Consider the following 21,082-nt stretch of genomic DNA (forward strand, 5'->3'; position numbering starts at 1 on the left):
TTAGCGAGAAAAGAGGAATCGAGAGACACACGCAGGAAGCACCGGCGCAACAAGCGCACCGACAAGCGTTGCCAAACCGCGTCGCGGGGTATCAAAGAAACCCGAAGGGCTACGCAGAACGCCCTGAAGGGCAAAGCCCAATGGCAGCGCGCGCCCTTGCCCCAGTCGCAGCGCGCGACGGCTGAGATAGCGCAAAAAGATCGCATCCGATCGGCCGCTGGGCGCATACCCGAGGTTTGCGGCAGTGCGGATGGCGCCTTCCCGGCCCAGTTTCATAGCCAACAGGTTCGCGGAAAGCCCATAAGCGCTGTTGCGATACCATGTCTGGCAGGCATCAATTCCGACAACCCGCGCACCGGTGCCGATCAGGCGGATCAACCACTCAAGGTCTTCGTTATGCACCATTGTTTCGTCAAACCCGCCTGACCGCATATATGCCACGCGGCGCAGGGCAAAGTTGGACATCGTGCAGACAGGGTTTTCGCCCAGCAACACCGGAATACTCAGCGGCGCGGAAGGTACTGTTGAAAAGGTGGACGCGAGGGCGGGGTCATCTTTGAAAAAAGCAACCTTGCCGTATGCCGCATCGACGCTTGGGTCGGCAAAACAGGCTTTGAGCTGACTTAGTTTTTCTGGTCCCCAGATGTCATCGGCATCGCAGAATGCAATGATATCCGCGGAGGCAAGAAACCTGACCCCGAAATCACGTGCACGGCTTGGGCCTTTGCCGGGGTTGCGGCAAACCTGAATGCGCGGATCTTGGGAGGCCCATTGGTGCAGCAACGTAATCGTCGCGTCGGATGATCCGTCATCGACACAAATGACTTCCCAATCACCACAGGTTTGCGCCTGTATGCTGGCCAATGTCTCATGGAGGGTTTCGACAGCGTTATAGCATGGAATAATGATTGAAAAATCCGTCATGATTGCACCTGTGGATGGGAAGAAAAGAGATCAGTGTGAAGGGTTGCAAAGGCTGCCAACATCATCAGCCCGCCCGTTACCGCCACATAGCCTACGGCCATGGCAAACAGGCCAAATGGCGCAAGCAAAAGCGTGCTGGCAAGGACCGCCACCGCAAGCGCGCAGGTCATCCAAAGTTCGATCTGTGGTTTACCCTGAACGCGCAACCACCCTGCAGCTGTGGCCCAAAGAGTGGTCGGGATCGCCACAAGGCACAGGATCGAGACAAGCGGAGCCACCTCATCCCAACCATCACCCAGCAAAAGCGGCACATAGAACGGGGCCAGCACAGATTGCACAAACACAACAGGTGCGATCAGGACCAGACCAACAATGACGCTTTGACGCATCGCACCCGCAGGGTCACCCGATTGACTGAGATGCGGAAACAGAACGGTGGAAAAGGCAGTGGCGAATGCATTCGACAGGCTCAGACCGGCATTGAAAGCCATAAAGTAGATGCCCAGCGCCTGCGGACCCATTGTCAGGCCCACAACGATCTTGTCCCCCTGCATCCGCAGCACTTTGACCACTTCGATGCCCAAAACCGCCCAGCCGTATTCGATAAAAGGGCGCAAAGGTGCCGGGGCGACATCCGCTTGGGGTTTCCAGGGATGCAAAGCACGTACAGCAAAAAGCCAGATCGGTGCCGACAAGACGCGGGGCAGGATCAATGCGATGGCTGATGGGTAAAACAGCACGAGGGCGATAGAGAAAAGATTTGCGCCAACCACTTGCGCGCCACCAATCGCTGCTGTCTGGCGCAGCCTGCCCGCCCGCATGGCCAAAGCGACCTGAACCAGACCCGCAGGCATGAAGAGATACTCAAGCCCCATCAGCAGGATCAAACCCGCCAACAAACCGCTGCCACCGACCGCAAACAAGGCACCCGCAATGAGCGCCTGAACAACAAACAAACCTATGCACCAAACCCAAAAGATACGGCGCGCTGCATTGCAGGTCGCCTCAAGCGCGTCCTCGCGCGCTGCGATGATGCGTTGACCTACGCCGTTCTCTGTAAGAGCCTTGAGGATATCGCCTGCCGCCATGGCAGATGCGGCAATACCGATTTGCGTAAGATCAAGCGTGCGAGCCACGGCGACAACAACCAAAAGCCGGGACGCTTTGGCGGCCACCTCGGAAGCACCGTAGGCAATGAGATTTGTAGCCAGTGATTTTGTCGCGACAGAGAGGGGCATGTATCAGGCTTTCGTTGATTTCAACAAACCCTACCGCAGCCTGACCTGCCCTGTCGCGGACGCCACAGGACAGGTGGTATGCTCAAATGGAACACACCCTATCCATCAGGATAGGCTTTTGACCGCATACACCGTAGCGCAACACACCTCATACGCGTAGAGTGAGCCTGACACGTTCCCGGAGACGATATGCCAAGCACACCTATTCTTAGCGGTACGATCGCAGCCTTGATGCTGACAACCGCCTGCGCCAATCTGGACACACCCGACAATCTTGAACCCGTAGCACAAGGGGACGGATATCAAGCGCAGTACCGCCAGGTTGATATCACGCGCGGACAGGCTGAACTGTTGCATTCGGCCAGAATAAACGAGCAGAAATGCCGGCCCTTCGGAGCCTCGGGGGGAAAAGGTTCAAGCACGGTGGCGGCAGCACTGCGCGGAGAGCGCCTTTCGCGCAATGACCTGCTAGATGTGCGTATCGCCGAAGATGACACATTCAACGGCAACTATGTCGTGTCGCGTGACGGCACATTGAAATTGCCCTTTCTATCCCCCATCCGCGCACAAGGGCGCAGCACCGACGAGATCGAGGCCGATATCGCAGACGCGTTGCTGGCCAATGATTTTTATCAGGACAAACCGCGCATATCTGTCCGAGCAACCGACTTTGCTTCGGTATCGGTTGGCGTGTCAGGTGCGGTGTTTGAACCCCACGCAATCGAGATCGGGGGCGTAAGAGGTGACAATCTGGACAGGCTCAGGCAGGGAGCTTCGGGTGCCTCGACCGAGGGGCGTAACTTGTCTGCTGCATTGCGTGCGGCTGGTGGCGTACGACCGGATGCCGATATTTCCTCAGTGGAGGTCCGGCGCGCGGGCAAAACTTACCGGTTGGACATGCGCGGCGTGTTCGAGGGGCGTAATTCAGTCGATATCATGCTATTGACCGGAGACGAAGTCAGCGTGCCCAGCCGGCAATGCTTTCAAGACGATCTGATGCGGCCCAGCCCCATCAGCCCGCCGGGGGTCAGCCTCTATCTTTCCAACCTTACACAGCCTGCGCAGAACAACGCTGGCGCAGCTGTGGGCCAAACCGTCCGCCAGGTTCCTTATGGTACGCGCTACATGCAGGCCGTGATCGATGCCAACTGTGTTGGCGGGCCGCGTGCCTCTAGTGGTGACAGGTCGGCAGTCCTGTTTTCGCGCAACCCGATAACCGGCGTGTCCGTTGTTATCGAGCGCGACATTGAAAACCTGCTGCGCCGTGCCGACCGCGATGATTTCGACCCCTATCTGCTCCCGGGGGATGCAATGGCATGTTATGACAGCACGATCACCAACATCACCGAAATTGCACGGGTCATTACGCCGGTTACAATTCTTCCTTAGAGGCGACTTCGGTTAGTGCTTTTTTGCTGCGCTTCCAGATATCAGGAAGCGTGGCTGCGACGGAGAGGACTTGCGCGTCCTCTCCCGCCTTTGCCAAGCGTTCAATGCTAAGCAACACATTGCGCAAACCCGTGGCCCCAAAGAGCGCCGCGCTGCCCCCGATTTTATGTGCCTGCGCCGAGACGTCATTGCGATCCAGATGCCCGTCACTCTGGAGCCAATCGATAAATTCCTCGACCTCGGCACTATAGCGAACCAAAAGTTTTATGTAATGCTCGGCTCCGATCGTATCCAGCGTTTCGGCCATATGCTCGCGATCAACCAATCCGGTTTCTTCCTTGGAGGGCTCGCTTCCGTTGTCGCTCAGAACCATTTGCAAATCCGATTTCTTGAGCGGCTTGGTCAGGACATCATTCATACCATGTGCCAGAAAATCATCGCGCTCGGATGGCATCACATTTGCTGTCAGGGCGACAATGCGCGCGCGGCATGACGCGCCATTACCACTCCGGATTTGGCGCGTCGCGCTGCGCCCGTCCAACACAGGCATACTGATATCCATCAAGATCAGGTCGAACTCTTCAGCCTCGGCCATTTCGACCCCTTGTTGGCCGTCATGCGCTTCTTTTACGTGATGACCCCCGGCTTGCAGCATCTCACGCACTACAAATCTGTTGATTTCATTGTCCTCGACAACCAGCACCCGCTGGGGGCCGATCACAGCCGTTGATTCATCCTGCGCAACCTTCCGGGCCGGCGCTATTGCCGCTCGGGCGGGCACAACCACGCGAAAAGTACTGCCGACGCCCAGCGCGCTTGCAACCATGATGTCACCGCCCAACATAGTGACAAATCGCTTGGCGATGCTTAGCCCCAGACCCGTACCGCCTACTTCGCGGTCATACGCAGTGTTCCCGGTGACAAAATCATTAAAAATAACGGTCTGGAGATCATCGGGGATACCTGCGCCCGTGTCTTCGATTTCGAAGGCAAGCGTGTCTTCGTGCCAATCTACTGTGACCGAAACACGTCCCCGTTTGGTGAATTTCACAGCATTACCAATAAGATTCATCAAGATATGCTGCAATCGATCCCTATCAGAGGTGACCCAATGCTGCGCCGGCCCTTCCCAGCCCCAATCAAGCGTGGTTTCCTGAGTGGAGGCCATCCCGCTTTGGCTGTCGATCAGGTCTTGCAACAGATCCGATACATTCATCGGTTCGAGGTTCGCACTTACTTTACCGGAATCGTAACGCGTGATGTCCAACACATCCGACACATGGCTCAACAGCAGGCGCCCCGATGTTTCCATGTTGCGCATATATGTGTCCTGCTTTCCATTCAGAACCGTGTCGCGCAGCAGGCTCAGGTTGCCGAGCAACCCGTTCAATGGTGTGCGGATTTCGTGGCTCATCGTCGCCAGAAATTCCGACCGGCTTTTCTCTCCTGCGATGGCTTTGTCGCGGGCGTCGATCAATTCGGCCTCATCCGCCTTTTGCTGGGTAATATCGCGCAAAAACGCGATAAAGATATCGCCGTCTTCGGTAACTGCCGACTGAATAGCCAGCTCTACCGGAAAGATAGAGCCATCTGCCCGCTTGGCCTCTAATTTCACACGACCCTTTCCGACAACCCGCCTTTCGCCGCCCTCTCGCATCCGCTTCATACCCGCGTCATGGCCTGCACGCATGTGATCGGGCACGATAATCGCGCCCAGCTCATGCCCGATGACATCTTCTGCACGGTGGCCAAAAATTTCCTCGGCTGCGGGGCTGAACTCGATGATGTGCCCTTGATCATCGCTGATGATCACACCGTCCAGCGACGTGTTGATCACGGTTTCCATTCGCGTTCCTGTCTGACGCTCGACACGCTCTTGGTGCCTGATCTGTCCATTCAGGCGCACCAGATACAGCACCGATAGCCCCAACGCGCCGATCAGCGAGGCCAAAGCCAGCGCCAGCTCGACCATTGTCGAGGCCACGGACGCCCGCCGCCGGTCCGCCTCTTGGGCGAATATTTTCAGGCCGGAGTTCGACAGCCTGCGCACTTCGGGACGGATTTCCTGCACAAGCACCGCAAGTCTCGGGATATGCCCTGTAAGCTCTGCGTCAGGGGTGTCGATATAATCAGCTGTTTGTGACAACCAGACCCGGATTCGCTCCAACGTATTATCAAACGCTTCGTCCTCACGTAGCCGTTCAAAAACCTGAGCTTCGGAGACTGTTTTGATGCGGCTATAGAAAATATCAAAGCGCCGTCTGAGACCGGCCAGATCAGCGCCTATTCTGACACGTCCGGAGAACTCCTGAAACTCGACCTCAGTTTGAGACAGCGCCCATTGCACGTTATCCGAATGTGCCGAGCTGAGCTCTTCGATTTCCCGCGACACGTTCCATGTCAGGAAAGCAATCGCCAGAACCACGACAATACCGGCCAGAGAAAGGAATACCCGGCCGGTTTTCGTAGGTGTATTTAGGATGCGTGCCACAGCGACTCCTGCAAGTTGGAAATCACCCCGAAAGGTTTATTCAACCACTTCTATCCGATCGAGCTGCCAAATGCTGCGCGAATAAATAACTTCTGTGCGGTAATCGGCATCTGCATCATAAGGATAGACGACCCAAACAGGCCCCTTATCGCGCACAGACATCTGTTCGCCGTTCATTTTCAATGCCAGAATCGGGCCGTTTTCGGTGGCATCTGACAATGGAATTTCGATTGTGTAATCATTGATCGCGGTTGCCAGAATCTTTCCATCCTGCGCGCCCAGCTCCTGCATCAAAACCGCCAGAGGGACACCTTCAAAGGTTTGCACGCCTTCTGTCCATATGGTTGTTGTCTCGATACTGGCAGTGCCCAGCGCTTCCAGTTCCGCGCGATCGAACGTTCGCGTCTGGCCATTGTGGGTCGCTGTTAGAATTGTGTCTGCCGCCTGCGCTGACGTACCAAGCCCCAAGGCCAACGCCAAAGCAAGAACGCAGCGGGTCATCCGGTTAAACATGTCTGAATCCTCAAATTATCTTGCCCCATTCATGCCACGGCCCTCACATCTGCGCATTGAGGTATCGGGATAGGGTCCTATCCTTTTGGATAGGTGATCCCCTTAAGCAGATGAATTCGTGGCATACTTTTTCAAACAAACAGAGGGACGCCGCCCCCTGCCTGTCTGGTTGCGCATCAATGCGCGCCCCGTCCCGTCACAACAGCACGAAAGGTCATGACAATAAGAATCAGATCAAGAAGCAGGTTACGGGACTTGGCATAGGCCAGATCCATCTCGACCATTTGATCAAAGCCGACATCGGCGCGGCCCGAAACCTGCCAGACCCCTGTGATACCCGGCTTTACAGACAAGCGCCCCAATGCGCGCTTGGGGTAAAGCGCAACCTCGGAGGGCAGCGCAGGGCGTGGACCTACAATCGACATCTCGCCGCGCAGTACATTGAATATCTGTGGCAGCTCATCAATAGAGGTCCGCCGGATAAAGCGACCCACACGGGTAATGCGCGGATCGGATTTCGACTTAAAGCAAATCCCCTCACGGTCTGATTGCGTCAGTATCCCCGCACGCATCGCTTCGGCACCTGTTACCATCGAGCGGAACTTGACCATTGTAAATGGACGGCCGTTTTTTCCGATGCGGGTCTGGGTGAACAAAGCGGGGCCCTTACTTTCGGATTTAATCAACAGCGCAGTCAGGAGCAGAACCGGCGACAACACGACCAGAGCAAACAGTGAAACCGTGATATCGAGCAGACGGCTTGCGGTCAGCTTGGTCATGGAATGACCTACGGTCTTTTTCGCGGCACGGGCCAAAAAGCTGAAATTGCCCTGGAGATATCGCTTGGCCAAACGGCGCGGCTCCATCGCGAGGCGCCAAACCCATTCGCTACGGGCCTTGCGCACCCAAACAGGCGCACGTGAAACATTACCTGCAAAGAAATCCAATGCGGCACCAACACCCAGCGTCAACTGAGCATCAAGATTGCGGGCATTGCGTTGCAACCACAGTTCTTGCATCGGGACACCAAGAGCGACCAGCACGATGTCAGCGCCGCTTGCATTGATATCGGCGATGATCTCTGCATCGTTTTGCGCCTCGTCGAAACCGTTGCGTGTGCCAACAATCCGCAATCCGGGAATCTTGTGGATCAGGTTGCGCGCCGCTGTATCTGCTGTCCCTGCTGTCCCCCCGAACAGGTAAACCGCCTTGCCCTGCTTCGCGGCCTCTTGCAGCAACGCAGGAATAAAATCTGTCCCGTTCAGGTTTTCCGTCAGCTTTTGACCGGTCATCTTGGCTGCAAGGGCCACACCGATACCGTCGGGCAGTAGATAGTCGGCAGTGGTAACCGCTTTGGCATACGCGCGATCAGCCGCCATTACGTTGAAGCAATGTGCGTTCATGAAATTCACCCGCCGTTTCCCAGGTGCCAAAACAGCAGAAATTGCGTCAGTGGTGGTCGCATCAACCAGCCACACGCCTAAACTGGGCAAATAGGTTTTCCGCAGTTTGTCTACAGCAGTAATAGGGGCGTTAAAGGTTGGAAGGTATGTCATGGCAGCGATCCTTGTTCATCCGATTTCATGGATTTAAAATCAGCGATGACAGGGGGTTGGCGCAACGGAGCGAGCGGACAGGTTTGAGGCGCGGTTGGTTAAGGCGCTACCCCTTTCGGCACGCCGATGACGCGCAAACAGGGCGCACCCTATCCGTTTGGGAGGGTACCTTAACCCTATTTTGCCAATATTTCCGTCTTTGAAAAAACACAGTTTAGAGGTAGCCTTTAATCGAATTTAAAGGACAGGCTATGAGAGTATTAATTGCCGACGACCATGATTTGCTGCGCGACACACTCATCCTTTTCCTTGAGGGTGAGGGAGGCATGGAAACCGCCAGCGCCGGCACGTTTCAAGAAGCATGTGCGCAGATCGAGAAAGACGAACATTTTGACCTGGTCCTGCTCGATTATAACATGCCCGGCATGAATGGCCTTGACGGTCTACGCAAAGCTATGGCGCTGAAAGATGGCCAACGGGTCGCACTCATATCAGGCGAGGCGACGCGCCAGATTGCCGAGACTGCCCTGGAGGCCGGAGCGGCGGGTTTTGTACCTAAATCGCTTCCGGCAAAATCATTGGTAAATGCGGTCAAATTCATGGCCATGGGAGAGCAGTACGCCCCCATCGACTTTATGACCGCCGTCGAAGATGAACCCACCAACGCATTGGCGCAAAAGCTGACCCCCCGCGAGCTACAGGTTCTCAAAGGCCTGACCGAGGGGAAATCGAACAAAGAGATTGCCCGCGATCTGGACATCACCGAGCCAACGATCAAACTTCACGTCAAAACGCTATATCGAAAAGTAGGGGCCGCCAACCGAACACAGGCGGCCATGATCGCACGCGAAGCAGGCCTTTTTTAACAAGACCTCTTTCCTAAGCTCGGATTTGGCTACCGTGGACCGTGCTATCCAAAGGGATAGGTAGACAGCCAAATGCGCCACCCGGGTCGCCCTCTGCCCAAATGATTTCTGCGGCCCCACTGGATACATCATCGGTAAAGGAGCCAACCGATGATGACACTGACATTCCCCTTCGCCCGTAAAAAGCACCCCCGAAAGGGCGGCTTGGCCCGCCGTGTTGTGATGGGCGGCAAACTGGGCGATGTCAGGCGTCTACCGCGGTATGTTACTGCCGTCATCTTGGGCGCGACGCTCATCTGGGCACCGCTATTGGGTTACCTCAAGACCGCACCGCTCAGCTATCGCTCTACCACATCTTTGATCATGCCCGGCTCTGGTGCTTCTGCTTCAATGAATGTGAACGGGATTGGTCAGGCGACTTCCTATGCAAACTCTGCCTTCGCCAGCAATGCGGTCAGCCCAACGGAAACTTACAAGCGCCTGCTGGGTGCGGACCGTATCATTGATGCCGCCGCCAGCGCGCTGAATATCAAACGCGCCGAACTGGGCCAGCCCCGCGTGCGTCTGGTTGACCAGACCAGTTTGATCCACTTTGAGACAACAGGCCGGACACCCGAAGCGGCACAGGCTCGAGGCGAAGCTATTCTGACTGCTTTTTTCACGGAACTGGATGCATTGCGCGCAGATGAGGTCGACACGCGTCAGGATAGCGGCCTTCAAGCCATCTCGGACTACCGTATTTCTGTCGCCGATACGCGGACGCAGATCGAAGCGTTGCAAAATTCAACCGGTCTGTTGTCCACCGATCAATACGATGTGTTACTGGAACGTCATTTGGCTCTGGGTCAGGAAATTCAGGCCCAGCAGGCAAGGCTGAGTGAACGCGTCGCAGCCACAACCGCGCTCGAGGCGCAACTGGGGCTGAACCCCGCGTTGGCGGCGGCGACGCTGAAATTATTTGCAAATGGTGCCTATATTGCGCTGCTCGATGAGGTTGCCCGCACCGAAGTCGGCCTGACCGATGCCTTAGCCCTTTATGGCGCGCGCCATCCCAAGGTCGAGGCCGCGCGCTCTGCACGTAACAATTCAGCATCCATGGCTATGAGCCATGCCCAATTGATTACCGGTCTGGATGCAGAAGCCCTGAATAATTTTGATCTTGCCCCGGATGGTGCCCGTGCCGACCTGCTGGCAGAGCTGGTGCGTATGCATGTCGAAGTCTCCGGCGCAAAAGAGCAACTGGCAACGCTGGAAAGCCAAAGGGTTGAGAGCCAAAAGGCACTGGATATCTTCGCCCCTGCAGCGGCAAAAATGAAAGATCTGGAGCGCGACTTTTCGGTTGCCGAAGCGCTTTTTGCATCGGCAATTGCCCGCGCGCAATCCAGCAAATCGGACATTTATGCCTCTTATCCGCTGGTACAGGTATTGGAAAACCCGTCCTTGCCGGCAAAACCATCCTCCCCCAATCGTAAACTGGCCATCATGGCAGGCATCGCCGCCACTCTGATGTTGCTGATCAGCCTCGCGATGGGTTGGATCAGGATCGCATTGATCTCACGGCTGATGACCAAGCCCGAGGTGGCAGCATGACAGATCAAAACCCGATCGAGCGGCTGATTTACCGCACGCTGGTTCTGACATGGCCGTTCTATGCGATAGGCGCATTGTATATTGTGGGGCCAGTCCTTGCATGGGTGCTGGCGGGATTGGTCGTACTGGTTCTGTATCTTGGCCCCGCCGTGCGCCCCGACATGCGGGCAACAGGTACTATCCCTCCCGTAATATGGGGGTGGCTGGCGGGTATGTCCGTGATGTTGGTTGCTCTTTGGGTCGGGCATATCGACTGGGGGCTGGGCACCGGCAAGACCATCAAATCCTCGATCGGTTGGGCCAAAGGCTGGGCTTTGCTGGCCCTCTTCCCGCTTGCCGGTGCCGTGCTGCCCATTCGGCGCGAGACACTTATTCGCGCGCAATGTGTCGTGGGTTTATGGACCCTGATCCTTGCCCCCGTCATGTTGGCGGCACCCTACATCGGCCTACCCGAACGTATCTTCACCTCGCCATTCAAAGCGGTTGGCGGCCCGGGGCCCGAATATTTCTCAGTCTATTTCTTTACATGGGATCCCGCCAGCTGGACACCGCGCTGGCAGTTTTACGCACCGTGGTCGCCCTTTGCCGCCCTGCTCGGAACGGTCATGATCCTATTTGCTTTGGAAGAAAAAGTTATCAAATGGCGCAATATCGGGGTCGCGGCGGGAATGGTGATGATTTTCGCCTCCAAGTCGCGGATGGGTTTGGTCGGGCTGGTCGCCTGCACCATCGGCCCCCGCTTGTTGCCGCTGATCCTGCGCGGGTGGGCATGGCAGGTCCTGGCCGCCTTCACGGCCTCAATGGCAGTACTGGGCACCACAATAGCCGCCGCCGCAATGGATGCTGTCGCAGCGTTCAAAGGCGCGCGTGCCGACAGCACCCGCGTGCGTGAAACGCTACAACGCATCGCAACAGAACGTTGGCAAGCAGATGCCTTCTGGTTCGGTCACGCCACTGTGCAACCCGGCAGCCATGCCGTTGAATACATGCCAATCGGCAGTCACCATACATGGTACGGATTATTATTTGTCAAAGGTTTGGTCGGGTTTCTGGCATTCCTTGTGCCTTTTGCATGGCAAACAGCATTGGCCCTGAAAGATGCCGCCATGGGACGCAGAGGCCGTTTGCCTCTGGGCATCATGATGACGTTGACCTTGCTGTCCTTTGGCGAAAACATCGAGATCGAGGCCTATCTTTTGTGGCCAGCGCTCGTATTGCTCGGAATCCATGCGCGCGAAACCAGCTAACCCCGCTGTGGCGTAGACGAGGACAGATTTGCGACCTCATTCACGCCGCGGCCTACTCTCCCGCAAGGGCCACGCAGTCCTGCCAAACTTTCGCACCCCCTTCCAACTTCAAGACCCAAGAAAGCGGCACGCCTGTTTCGGTCGCAACACCGTGGATGCGGGCCATAATCGCGCCGATCATGATTGATCGCCCGGCGCTGTCTCCTCCTGCAAGGATGTTGCGTTCGATGGCCTCCTGATACGAGGCGCTACGCGCTAAAATATGGAACATGACAGGACCTGCTGCGGGTAAATAGCAAGCACGCCCCATAAGCCCGTTTAAACCTGCAAACACGACTGAATCTTCTTCGGATGTGCTCAAGGCGTTCAGCAAATCGGCTTTTGCTATGTCATCCGCAGCATTCGCCGCAGCATGAAGCCCGGCCTGCAATGGCTCACCGTTCATGATGCGCGTTGTAAGGTCTGCAAAGACATCGCTAAAGGCGGCCGCCTCGGCGTTGATGTTTGTGACTTCCATTGCGGTTTTGACCATATCCGGCAGCTGATCTTGCCCGTGATACCCAACAAGAATTGCAGGAAGCCGCGATAATGCCGGTGTCTGGTTATCGTCTATCCCGGACGGGCTGACACCTGCTGCAATATTTGCCAATGCGCCTTTTGTGGGACGGTCCATAAACCCTTGGTAGCCACCCCCGGCACCAAAGAATGACGCGAACGCAGCCTCATAAGCAGGCACATCAAACTTCCCGCCTGTGGCATTCATTGACCGGATCGTCAGGTGCAGCACTTCACCAATCTGGGTGAACATCCCGTCGCGCCGATCTTTGTGGGCGAAGGTTTTGACCTTCTCAAAATTCTTGGGATCGACCGGTGTAAAGGCAGATGTGCCGTTCTGGCGTGCTACGATATCGGCTATGATCCCGACGTCATAGATCCAGTGCAAGCCTAAGCAAGCGGCGTCAGCAACAAGTGCCCCGAGAAGAAGTTCTGCGTTCTTGATCATATCAGACCTTTCATTGTTACGGCGCAATCAGTGCCGCATGCCCCTAGCCTACCTAAGTGCGTTCGATGAATCCGTTCCATTGTTAAAACACATCCAGCACTTTGACCTTATCAACTCTTAGAGAATGAAATGCCACCGCGCACACCCATAGTGCCCGCGGCGGCCTTGGTTCAGGTTTTAGGGAACAAGAACAAGTTCTGGATATCCACCAAACCCGCAGCAAGATACGATGGGTAGCGATCCAGAATTGCCGCCTTCAACTCTTCACCAGTGGCGGCTTTGGCATAAGCTGCTTGTGTGTGGTCAAGGTAGATAAGCGCATCATCAATGGCTTGACGTGATCCAGTCGTTGGCCCGTGCCCCGGCAAGACAAGGTCGAATGATGTATCTTTTTGCATCTCGACCAGCCCTGCTTTCCAGCCGTCGAAGTTACCGTGACCACAGAACAAGTGGCAATTGTTGTACAACATATCCTGCGCAATCAGAACTTTCTGATCAGGCAGATAAATCGTCATCATGTTGTCTGACTCTGCATCCGTCACATGGCGGAATTCCAAGGTCACGCCGTCGATGACCTCGGTCGCGCCGTGTTCGATCAGGTGGCTTGGCACAACTTTGGTCGGCGGGACGTGTTCGCCCAGCGATTCGATGCTGATTTCAATAAAGAAATCACCCAATTGGTCGATCTCGGCCTGTGTTTCACGGAAGGAATAGATCGGAACATCGCGGAACTGATACGCACCAAACCAATGGTCCGGATGTAGGTGCGAGACGATCATGCGATCAACCGGCTTTCCCGTCGCTTCGGCGTAATCGCGGATTTCCTGACCGTAGATAACAGAGCGCTGGCCATCCACAAACACAAGGCGTTCAGGTGTCTCGATGACATGTGTTGTCACACAACCGGTCAGGTCCGGGCTTTGGTAGCTGTGGATTTTTAAATCACCAAAATCAGCAACGGTCACAATGCCATGCTTGAGCGGCGTTACACCCTGACCAACCGGGCCACCACCAAGGATATTCGCGCGGACGATGCTCGGCGCTGCAAGTGTTGTTGCCGCACTACCGATCAACAACGAACGTCGGTTCAGTTTAGAAAATGTCATAGGCTCATTCCATCTATCAAGTACTAGGTAGGTAACTGCTAGAAGCTTGCATTGGCCATGTCAATGGTCTATCTAGCGATAGGTAGGTAAGGAGATTGTGATGCCGGCAGCAGCCCCCACAGGTAAGGCAATGGATATTCTGGAATCCGCGCGCACGCTGATGATGGATCGAGGCTTTAATGGATTTAGTTTCCGCGATGTCGCTGCAAACGTGGGCATCAAAAGCGCAAGCATCCACTATCACTACGCCACCAAGGCAGATTTGGCAGAGGCGACTGCACATGCATATCGCTGTGCCTTCAGTGACATGACGGCACAAATAAACACCAGTTCTGCGGCAGAGAAACTACGCGCTTATGGGGCCTTGTTTGTCAAAACCTTGCGCGAGCAGGGGCAGGTTTGTCTTGGCGGTATGTTGGCGACAGAAGTGGCGTCTTTACCGGATCAGGTTCGATCCGAAGTGTCTCAGTTCTTTGCAGAGCAAAACGATTGGGTTCAAAACGTTGTCTGTGACGGGCAAGCCAGCGGGCAGTTCCGCGCCGATTTGGATGCGGCAATGTTTGCCAAAATGTTTGTCTCGAGCCTTGAAGGCGCGATGATGATATCACGCGGGCTAGAGCGACCGCAGGACCTCGAAGACACCTTGGAAATGCTTGTGCAATTGGTGCAAGCTTGAACTCAACAGTTATCCTACTGCAGAAATCACACCGCGCGATAGCTATGCTTTGGTGCCGTCATCAATAAAGAGACAAACATGAGCAATCCAATCCGAGAAGAGTTTCTGATCAAGGATATCTGGGAGTTTCGCGCGCGTTACGGCGACACGACAGCCACGATTTATGAAAAATCGTCTTCGTTTCTAAGCGAGCCAATGAAGAAGTTTGTGAAGCTCTCGCCGTTTTGCGTGGTGTCATCTCAAGATGAAGCAGGGCATTCTGATATCACCCCGCGCGGCGATCCTGCGGGTTTTGTAGAAATCGTCACGCCAAAGTTGCTGCTGATACCGGACCGTCCGGGCAACCAACGCTTTGATACGTTTCGCAACATCCTAACCCAGCCTGCGGTGTCCGTCCTGTTCATGATTCCGGGTGTGTTTGACACGTTGCGCGTGAATGGCCGCGCACTCGCGACCCGTGATCCAGAGCTATTGGCGCGCTGTGCCATCAAAGAGCGCGTGCCGCCTGTAGGGCTTTTGATACAAGTGGATGAGGCATACGGCCATTGCTCAAAAGCAATCCGCCGCGCAGGGATTTGGGATGTAGACAACCACATTGACCGTCGCGCAGCCCCAAGCCTAGCCGAACTCATGTCCGCGCATAAAGACTATGAGCAGGATGTCCTTGATGACATGGACGACCGCATCGACCGTGATATCAAAAACAACATGTACTAGGGACCGGCAAAAGCCGGCCCATTGTTACGATCCATAACGCCTGCTTTGATGGATCACCCCGCCCCTCATTCCGCAGCTTCTTTTGGCAAATATTCTGGCAAAATATCTTTGTAAGGGTAGCGTTCGTCCATCGGAATAGACGTGCCATCATTCTGCATAATGCGTACATGTTTCCGCTTCAAAAGACGGGGACGGCCAACACCGCATGAGTGGGAGATTACCTCGACCTCATGAATCAAGTTTTGACAGAAGTTTGCAACTTTGACCGATTTATCTGCGGGGTTCAGCCCTTTTTGGAGACGCTTATTATGCGTAGTGATACCCGTCGGGCAGGTGTTCTTGTTGCACTTTAGCGCCTGAATACAACCAAGCGAAAACATGAACCCGCGCGCCGAGTTGATGAAATCAGCCCCTGTTGCAAGCGCCCAAGCAACCTCTGACGGCGTGACCAACTTACCCGATGCGATAACTTTGATACGGTCCCGCAATCCATGCTCGGTCAGGATATCTACAACCAGAGGCAGCGATTCACGAACCACCAAACCTACGTTATCCATCAAAGGCATAGGTGCCGCACCCGTACCGCCATCACCGCTGTCTACAGTGATAAAGTCGGGAGCGGTTTCTATACCGCGGCGCTGGATCTCCTTGGCCAGATCGGCCAGCCAGCCATAGCTGCCGACAACTGCCTTGAACCCTACCGGTTTCCCGGTGACCTCTCGGATATGGTTCAACATATCAAGCATCGAGCCTGCATCGTTCACTTCGGGATGGCGATTTGGTGAAATTGAATCCTGCCCCTCCGGAATGCCGCGAATGGCCGCGATTTCCGCGTTCACTTTCGCCCCCGGCAGAATACCACCCTTACCCGGTTTTGCTCCTTGGCTCATCTTGAGCTCGAACATTTTCACCTGATCATGCGCCGCAACCTCTTTGAGCTTCAAATCGGACAACTGCCCTTTTTCATCCCGCACACCGTATTTTGCAGTGCCGATCTGAAAGACAATATCCGCACCACCCTCGAGGTGATAAGGAGACAGACCACCTTCACCCGTGTTCATCCAGCAGCCAGCCATCTTGGCCCCTTTGGACAGGGCACGCACCGCAGGGGTGGATAGCGCACCATAGCTCATGGCGGAGATATTAAAAAACGATCCGGCGTTATATGGTGCATCACAATAGGGCCCGATCAAAAGCGGCTGCACCTCAGCGGCGTCTTCGTTCAACGTAGGGAACGGGCAGTTCACAAAAATAGCAGTTCCTGGTGCGGTCAACATCTTGGTGGACCCGAAGGCAACCGTGTTATCCTCGCCTTTCGCAGCGCGTCCGATCCATTCACGCTCTGCGCGGTTGAAAGGCATTTCTTCGCGATCCATCGCAAAGAAGTACTGTCTGAAAAACTCTCCCAATGTAGAGAAGATATGCCGGAACCGACCAACAACCGGATAGTTCCGGCGCACCGCATCACTGGTCTGCGTGACATCCATAACGAACAACGCGATGATCGCGAGCACGCCGAGGCCAATTAGAAATATAAAGGCAGAGGTGAAAAAGTATAGGTTCATCGGTTTTTGTCTCCGGCAGGGAAGGATTGGAAAATATATACTGGGCCATCTTGTTGCGAAACGATCAGCCCTCCCCTTATGGGGTCTTTTCGTGCGCTCAATTTTGATTCCGGATCTTTATAGGGAACAAATTGCATTCAGGCTTTCCCTTCATCTTGATCGTTAACTCGAGCGCACGGCGTGCCCTCTGCGTGCACCACGTCTTTGATGCCGCTCAAGAAGAACAGGTTACACTGAAATCTAGAAAAAATGCTGTGACAGCCATGGCAGAGCAAGAAAAACGGCCCCATCTCCCGCGCAAAACCCTGAATCATATCTGACCGTCGTAAAGCATGGGGGCAAGCAAGCTCTTTAATGCCGTTCGCGCTCTATGAAGGCGCACCTTCACATTAGCCTCTGAGATGCCAAGAAGGTCTGAAACTTGGGCGGTTGTCATTTCTTCAATATCTCTTAACTGCAAGACGACCCGATAAGTATCAGGCAGCTCCAATATCGTTTCCCGCACGATGGTCGTTGTTTGCTTAGAGCCCAAAGCAGTCTCGGATGTTTCGACTGTGACATGCGATGCTGGCACCCTGACTCCGCGTGAGTCAAAATTGGGCAGCAGATGATTAATAGATTGTTCGTTGGCACGGTTTTTTTTACGCAAGATCATCAGCGCTTCGTTTACCACAATTCTATGCATCCACGTCCTGGGTTCCGAACGCCCTTCGAACTGATCAATTTTCAAATGAATTTTCGAAAACGCCAATTGAACAGCGTCTTTTGCGAGCTCATGATCGCCCAAGACCCGCCCAGCAAGCCCAAGCATCCACCCGATATTGCCACGCACAAGCCCTTCAAAATCCGCGGCGACGCTCGCCTTGTCGCTCATTCCTGAATGCATTCGGACATTTGGTTAGGGTTACCTCTGGGAACAGAGGAATTTTTACGCCAAATGGGCCTAAAAGCAATCTTTATGAAGGTTACCGGCTAATGAAACACCCCTTGGGGACACTGTTTCACGATCACTTTCCAGTGCTTTCTATCCTAGATAGAAGGCACTGCTGAGTGCGGCATGGTAAAAAAATCACATATGCCTGTAACCTTTTGGAGCTTTCAATCATCAGAGAACCAATGAGAGAGAAGCATCGGTCTTGAACATGACCCTTCCAAGGTGTCCCTTTGGCCTAAGGTCTGCACACAGGATATTGTTGCCCCATTCGGCTGGGCGTTGCTTTAATGTCTTTGCACCAAAGAGGTCGCTTGTGTTTATTGACAAGCGGATCCCGCGAAACTGCCCCCGAAATCTTGGCAGTGCTTTTAAGAGGTAAATATCATGCTGAAACTTCGTAGCGAACTTCTCCGAAATTCCGTAGCGTTGTTCGCTTCGGCTACGCGATCCAGCTAAGGGTTTCACACCATGATCAATCTACGACTTATTTTCATTCTGGTGACCCTGATCGGGATTTCAGCATGTAGCCCCGTCCGCGTTTTGGCCCCGACCCCAAATGTGTTTACGAACGGCGCCTACCCGCAAAGTGACATTCCGTCAGCCTACCGTACGACACAGCCCTCGATCTTCTACATCACCGATCGCAACTCCGAAATGATTGACGGTGTTCAGACTTATGGAACAGACCGTTCAAGCTCGATGGCGTTTGGTGTATCAACTGTATCCTTTGGCAAAGGGCAGAATTGGCAGTCGCTGAGCGATGCCAGCGGCCAGACCGAACGTGATGAGAAAATCGTATTTAACATTGTAGAAAACCGCGAGATTTTGAGGTTCGATAAAACCCCGACCCCATTTGAAGTCGTAAACGGGAGGCCCGTTCAGACGCCCGATGCGCTTGCCTCCTACAATCGCAAACGCACGGTGTTCCAAAATCAAATACGAGAGAAAATGCGGATCGCAGGCAAGAACGAAGTTGTTATTTTCGTGCCCGGTTTTAACAACTCTTTCGAAGATGGCCTTTATTCGCTCGCAGACATCTGGCACTTTAGCGGGCGGCGCGGCGTTCCAATCGTATACTCTTGGCCATCAGGTGCCGGCGGGCTCTTCGGGTATTTTACAGACCGTGAATCAGGCGAATTTACAGTCTTCCATTTCAAAGAATTCTTGAAACAACTGTCCCAAATTCCGGAATTGGAAAAAATCCACATCGTGGCGCACAGCAGAGGCACTGATGTGACGACAACGACATTGCGCGAGATGATTATTGCGGTCCGCAACCAAGGCAAAAACCCAAAGACGACCCTTAAGATTGAAAACCTTGTCTTGGCGGCCCCTGATTTAGACTTCGCAATCGTCCGCCAACGCCTGATTGCTGAAGGTTTCGGTGCCGCAATTGGTCAGGTGACAGTCTATATGAACCGAGGTGATAGCGCGCTTGGGATATCCCAACGCCTTATGGCAGGCCAACGGTTTGGCCGGTTGACACAAGGGCGTCTTAAAGACGCAGACAGAGATATTTTTTCAGAGGTAAAGACCGTAAGCTTCATTAACGTTGAAGGCGTAAAGGGCCTGACCGGACATGCCTATTACCGTACCAATCCAAACGTCCTATCGGATATTGGTACAATCATCCAACAAAGTGCACGTCCCGGTTCGCCCTCCCGCCCACTCAAGCACGTTCAAGGGAATTTCTGGACCATGCCAAGTAAATATCCGTTTTAATGGGCATTTCATCTGAACAGCGGCGCTCTGAGGTCATGGGCCTGCTCATCTTTGCGTCCACTCATTGAGATTAGCTCTATTCAGGTTTTGGCCTTCCTTTTGACCGCTTTGCATATTCCAAATGGCGTCAGAGCAGCGAGTCAAGTACGGGCGTTTAAGGACCTAGAAGCACGAGATCTGACAACATTAAGGGAATGCTATCGAGGTCGCCCAGGCACCCTGATTGCCTGCGTCAGCTGCAGGAAATCAGGCGAACCGACATGCGCCGGAGCCAGCCCGAAAGCCATGTTTGCGGACGAAGCGCTCTTATGAATCAACAGCTTCAACATCTGGTTTGCCCGCAGCCCCTTAAACGTGTAGATTTACCTTCGGGTCCAAAAAGGAGGCAAAATGATGATAGTTGAATTCCTAATTGGATTCGTAATTGCACTTGTAATAATTATAGGTGCGTTCTTTTTCGCTTTGCGAACGCCCAAGCTTAAAGGCCCAAGCCGACATGGTATTAGGTGGAGTGGAGATTATACCCATAGCCACCACAGCTCCTTCGGGGGAAGTTACGGAGGCGGTGGTGGTTGCGGTGACTGAAATACTACTTCATGTAAGCCCCTGTTCATCTAAAGCCCAGCATCGGTTGAAGTGGGCTCATTACCCCCGTTCGCTGCGCGACGCATGAATTCACACAACGCGGGACAAAGTTAACTTTCGCTTAACGCGAACCTATGTCTGGTTCGAACCATCATCCTATTCGGATCGTGAAACATCTTCGCACATCTCTGTTCGTTCTTCGGATGTCATTTCCAAAATTCGGCTTTCTGCCTCAGCGAAGTAATGAGCATACGCCAACTCGAACTTCTGTTGATCAACGCGGTCAAAATCGTACCGTCCAGCTACACCATCGTAGCCCAGAAATACCGGCGTGAGACCGCAAGTTTGGCGTACCGGGATTATGTGTCCCAAAGACTCAGCATCCTTTTCCAAATGCTTCTTGAAATCAGCACTAGTGTAGCGATGAGAAGCGCGGCCAAGGATACGAAGAGGTTTTTCATGCTCAATTGGGTGCTGCTTTGTTGCCTTCGATCATCCTCAAAGCAGACGTTAGCTGCAATGCGGAAAGATGACAACGTGGGCTCGTTAGAGACCTTCGCTGCACAACACATGAACGCTCGCTTTGTCGGTTGGTATACATAAGCGCGACGATTTACTTCGACGACTACTGTCCATCTTCAACGATAACGGGTGATATATTTGATGTCGCTCAGCAGTCAGATCTAAGGCGCATATCTGTTTCAAGGGTGCGAAAGCCAATCATGCCGGCCTGAACTTCCACAGAGCGACTCTGCTGCCAACTCCGTCATTAGATGTTTTTGCTGATGTTTGGCCCATGATCACACGCTAGGTATCCCGCTGCTCTAACTCTGCCGGTCGGAATATTTTCCCTGAGACGTTTTAGGGGTTCACTGGAGTTTTCATCACACGGAGGCGAGGTCATGGCGTCATGGCTGCGTTCGGGTAGCGGTCATGCATGAGTGCTTTTTGCTTGGGAGT

General features: G+C 54.1%; 16 protein-coding genes. 7 read left to right on the forward strand and 9 right to left on the reverse strand.

Annotated features, from left to right (window positions below; translation table 11 throughout):
* Both ABJM03_RS08210 and ABJM03_RS08215 read right to left on the reverse strand, forming a co-directional pair.
* Complete coding sequence (locus tag ABJM03_RS08210) at positions 1–924, reverse strand: glycosyltransferase family 2 protein (RefSeq protein ID WP_348416924.1); 924 nt, start codon at positions 922–924, stop codon at positions 1–3.
* Entirely contained in the window at positions 921–2,162 is a 1,242-nt protein-coding gene (locus ABJM03_RS08215) for an oligosaccharide flippase family protein (RefSeq protein ID WP_348416925.1), read from the reverse strand. The genes ABJM03_RS08210 and ABJM03_RS08215 overlap by 4 nt, the downstream gene beginning before the upstream one ends.
* 189 nt (positions 2,163–2,351) lie before the next feature.
* Here ABJM03_RS08215 and ABJM03_RS08220 point away from each other — a divergent pair, with 189 nt between their 5' ends.
* Positions 2,352–3,551, forward strand: coding sequence for a polysaccharide biosynthesis/export family protein (locus ABJM03_RS08220; RefSeq protein WP_348416926.1), 1,200 nt, complete (start codon positions 2,352–2,354; stop codon positions 3,549–3,551).
* Here the strand turns inward: ABJM03_RS08220 and ABJM03_RS08225 are convergent.
* The 3 genes from ABJM03_RS08225 to ABJM03_RS08235 all read right to left on the reverse strand — a co-directional run bounded on the left by ABJM03_RS08225 (position 3,535) and on the right by ABJM03_RS08235 (position 8,111).
* The gene (locus ABJM03_RS08225) at positions 3,535–6,042 is read right to left on the reverse strand and encodes an ATP-binding protein (protein WP_348416927.1); all 2,508 of its coding nucleotides are present in this window, start codon (positions 6,040–6,042) and stop codon (positions 3,535–3,537) included. The genes ABJM03_RS08220 and ABJM03_RS08225 overlap by 17 nt on opposite strands.
* A 36-nt stretch (positions 6,043–6,078) precedes the next feature.
* Positions 6,079–6,555 carry a molybdopterin-dependent oxidoreductase gene (locus ABJM03_RS08230; RefSeq protein WP_348416928.1) on the reverse strand — a complete coding sequence of 159 codons (477 nt, stop codon included), beginning with the start codon at positions 6,553–6,555 and terminating at the stop codon, positions 6,079–6,081.
* Positions 6,556–6,731: 176 nt separating this feature from the next.
* Positions 6,732–8,111, reverse strand: a complete 1,380-nt coding sequence (locus ABJM03_RS08235; RefSeq protein WP_348416929.1) for a WecB/TagA/CpsF family glycosyltransferase — start codon at positions 8,109–8,111, stop codon at positions 6,732–6,734.
* Positions 8,112–8,362: 251 nt separating this feature from the next.
* Here ABJM03_RS08235 and ABJM03_RS08240 point away from each other — a divergent pair, with 251 nt between their 5' ends.
* From ABJM03_RS08240 to ABJM03_RS08250, 3 genes are all read left to right on the forward strand, one after another.
* Positions 8,363–8,977: a response regulator transcription factor gene (locus tag ABJM03_RS08240; RefSeq protein WP_348416930.1), complete on the forward strand. Its 615-nt coding sequence runs from the start codon at positions 8,363–8,365 to the stop codon at positions 8,975–8,977.
* A gap of 150 nt (positions 8,978–9,127) precedes the next feature.
* The gene (locus ABJM03_RS08245) at positions 9,128–10,567 is read left to right on the forward strand and encodes a hypothetical protein (protein WP_348416931.1); all 1,440 of its coding nucleotides are present in this window, start codon (positions 9,128–9,130) and stop codon (positions 10,565–10,567) included.
* On the forward strand, positions 10,564–11,814 hold the full coding sequence (locus ABJM03_RS08250; protein WP_348416932.1) for an O-antigen ligase domain-containing protein: 1,251 nt from the start codon (positions 10,564–10,566) through the stop codon (positions 11,812–11,814). Before ABJM03_RS08245 ends, ABJM03_RS08250 begins: the two co-directional genes overlap by 4 nt.
* A gap of 52 nt (positions 11,815–11,866) precedes the next feature.
* Here the strand turns inward: ABJM03_RS08250 and ABJM03_RS08255 are convergent, their stop codons facing one another.
* Positions 11,867–12,817: an ADP-ribosylglycohydrolase family protein gene (locus ABJM03_RS08255; RefSeq protein ID WP_348416933.1), complete on the reverse strand. Its 951-nt coding sequence runs from the start codon at positions 12,815–12,817 to the stop codon at positions 11,867–11,869.
* Between the two features lie 170 nt (positions 12,818–12,987).
* Positions 12,988–13,923 carry an MBL fold metallo-hydrolase gene (locus ABJM03_RS08260; RefSeq protein WP_348416934.1) on the reverse strand — a complete coding sequence of 312 codons (936 nt, stop codon included), beginning with the start codon at positions 13,921–13,923 and terminating at the stop codon, positions 12,988–12,990.
* Between the two features lie 100 nt (positions 13,924–14,023).
* Between ABJM03_RS08260 and ABJM03_RS08265 the strand changes: the two genes are divergently transcribed.
* Together ABJM03_RS08265 and ABJM03_RS08270 are read left to right on the forward strand one after the other, a co-directional pair.
* Positions 14,024–14,599 carry a TetR/AcrR family transcriptional regulator gene (locus ABJM03_RS08265; RefSeq protein WP_348416935.1) on the forward strand — a complete coding sequence of 192 codons (576 nt, stop codon included), beginning with the start codon at positions 14,024–14,026 and terminating at the stop codon, positions 14,597–14,599.
* A gap of 78 nt (positions 14,600–14,677) precedes the next feature.
* Complete coding sequence (locus tag ABJM03_RS08270; RefSeq protein ID WP_348416936.1) at positions 14,678–15,316, forward strand: MSMEG_1061 family FMN-dependent PPOX-type flavoprotein; 639 nt, start codon at positions 14,678–14,680, stop codon at positions 15,314–15,316.
* 65 nt (positions 15,317–15,381) lie between these two features.
* Here the strand turns inward: ABJM03_RS08270 and ABJM03_RS08275 are convergent, their stop codons facing one another.
* On the reverse strand, positions 15,382–16,881 hold the full coding sequence (locus ABJM03_RS08275) for an FMN-binding glutamate synthase family protein (protein WP_348416937.1): 1,500 nt from the start codon (positions 16,879–16,881) through the stop codon (positions 15,382–15,384).
* 310 nt (positions 16,882–17,191) lie between these two features.
* Positions 17,192–17,755, reverse strand: coding sequence for a sigma-70 family RNA polymerase sigma factor (locus ABJM03_RS08280; protein ID WP_348416938.1), 564 nt, complete (start codon positions 17,753–17,755; stop codon positions 17,192–17,194).
* 714 nt (positions 17,756–18,469) lie between these two features.
* Between ABJM03_RS08280 and ABJM03_RS08285 the strand changes: the two genes are divergently transcribed.
* Entirely contained in the window at positions 18,470–19,537 is a 1,068-nt protein-coding gene (locus tag ABJM03_RS08285; protein ID WP_348416939.1) for an alpha/beta hydrolase, read from the forward strand.
* The last annotated feature ends 1,545 nt before the right edge of the window (positions 19,538–21,082 follow it).

This window comes from Sulfitobacter sp. (genome assembly GCF_039977885.1).
In the GTDB taxonomy this organism is placed as follows: domain Bacteria; phylum Pseudomonadota; class Alphaproteobacteria; order Rhodobacterales; family Rhodobacteraceae; genus Sulfitobacter.